At 71.2% G+C, this 2,058-nt stretch carries 2 protein-coding genes; both read right to left on the bottom strand.

The window, feature by feature from the left end; all coding sequences use genetic code 11:
• Window positions 1–887: hypothetical protein (locus tag AC1D15_RS28945; RefSeq protein WP_477828736.1), on the bottom strand; the 887-nt coding region annotated here is incomplete at its 3' end.
• 133 nt (window positions 888–1,020) lie between these two features.
• Window positions 1,021–2,058: HTH-type transcriptional regulator GntR (gntR, locus tag AC1D15_RS28940; protein ID WP_477828735.1), on the bottom strand; the 1,038-nt coding region annotated here is incomplete at its 5' end.

The following is a 2,058-nucleotide window of genomic DNA, read 5'->3' as shown; positions in this document are numbered from 1 at the left end:
GCGTTGGAGTGGTCCGTGCGATCGATGCGCGAACCGAGCCCGCGTTGCTTTCCCATGCTGAACGATGTATTCCGCTGTGCGTCGGCCATCACCGGCGCTTGGCGGTGATCGATCGGCTGCCCGTAGACGGGTGCGGCAGGAGCGTACGGCAGCGGCGCCGGCTCATAGGGCGCGTAGTAGCCCATAGGCTGGCTGCTCGACGAAGCACCGTAGTGGCCCGTCGGCTGACTGCTCGACGAAGCACCGTAGTAGCCCGAGGGGCCGGCGCCCGACGCGTCACCGTAGCCGGCCGGTGGGAAATCCAGGTGCGACGCATCGTAGCCGTGCTCATCGCGCAGCGTGCCGTGCTGGTCGCGCCAGTAGGAGGCGCCCCCCTTCAGCCGGGCCTCTTTCGGGTCGACGCCGACCTGGGCCGGCGTGGCGGCATCGCCATCGCCTCGCACCCCGATCTTCGTCAGGTCGTGGACCGGCTGGTGGGTCGTGTGGTCGAACACCGTGAACTTGCCGTTCGGCTGGGAGAGGCCGGTGACCTCCGCCTTTTCGCCCGTGCCGGGCCGCACATAGGTCATGACCTCGTAGGGCTGTCCATTCGCCTGCCTGGGCGTGTCATCGCCTTGGCGGATGACGCCCTTGCCCAGTTGCAGGACGCTTTGATCGAACGACAAGGGCGGCTCGCCGGTGCCGGCGGCCGATGCGGCGGGTCGTGCGCCGCGGGATGCCATCGAACCCTTGGACGAGCTGGTCCTGCGCTTCAGCGATGAGCCGGCTGCATCGTCTGCCGTGGAGCGACGCGAGGCGGTCGACAGGGTCGGCTGCGGGGATGTGGGCTGGGCGGCCGATGTCGACATCGGCGTGCTGGTGGGAGTTGCGGTCGAGTTGATCTTCACGGTTGGATTCCTCGCAGAGGGGGCGGGCGCCGGGAGTGACGGTCGGGCCATCATCCGCAAAGCATCGGACTCGCCGCGCGGTAATGCGAAAGGCGCCCTCGGAATCCGAAGCCCGGCCTCCGCGGCCGTTCGCTCAGGTGCTTTGCCGCACCATCAGCTGATACCCCGCATCGATCGCCGGCTGCGCGACGCTCTCGCCGCGCATCAGCGCCAGCAGCATGCGCGCCGCCGCCGCGCCCACTTCGCCGCGCGGCGTGCGAACGGTGGTCAGCGCCGGCAGCATCTGGTCGCTGCCGGTCAGGTCGTTGAAGCCGGCGATCGCGATGCGCTCCGGCACCGCCACGCCCAGCCGCAGCGCGGCCAGCAGCGCGCCTTGCGCCAGGTCGTCGTTGCAGAAGAAGATCGCATCGACCGGCCGCTTCAGCTCGAGGATCTGCTCCAGCATCTGCCCGCCGAGCGCGAGCGACGACGGTGCCGGGTTCAGCCATTCGAGCGTCGCGTCGTACGCGCCGGCCAGCTTCAGCTCGCGCCGCCAGCCTTCGCGCCGCTGCATCGTGCGCGGGTCGAGCTGGGCGGCGGCGAACGCGATGCGGCGCCGCCCGCGCGACAGCAGGTGGCGCGTCAGCGCCGCCGCCGCATCGGCCTGCGAGAAACCGACGCTGTAGACGCCCGGCACCTCCGACAGCTCCATCAGGTGCACGCAGGGCACGCCGCTCTGCGCGATCAGCGCCCGCGTGGCCTCGCTGCGGTCGAGCCCGGTCACCATCAGGCCGGCCGGACGGTGCTGCAACTGCTCGCGCAGCAGTTGCTCTTCTTCGCCGATGTCGTAGTGCGTGACGCCGATCAGGCTCTGGTAGCCGGCGGCGCGCAGCGTGCGCTGCACCTCCTCGAGCAGGTCGACGAACAGCGCGTTCGACAGCATCGGGATCAGCACCGCGACGTGCGCGCTGTGCCGCGACGCCAGCGCGCGCGCCGCCGGATCGGGCACGTAGCCCAGGCGCTGCGCGGCGCTCTTGACGCGCGCGACCAGGTCGGGGTGCACCGCGCGCTCGCCGCGCAGCGCGCGCGACACCGTGATCGGGCTCACCTCGGCCAGCCGCGCCACGTCGGCCAGCGTCACGCGGCCGGTGGCGCGCGGGCGGGAGGGCGTGCTGCTGGTGAAGGTGGCGTC

The organism is Rhizobacter sp. P2_H2, assembly GCF_056403375.1.
The sequence above is the reverse complement of the archived record's forward strand: the minus strand, read 5'-3'. Positions and strand labels throughout refer to the sequence as shown.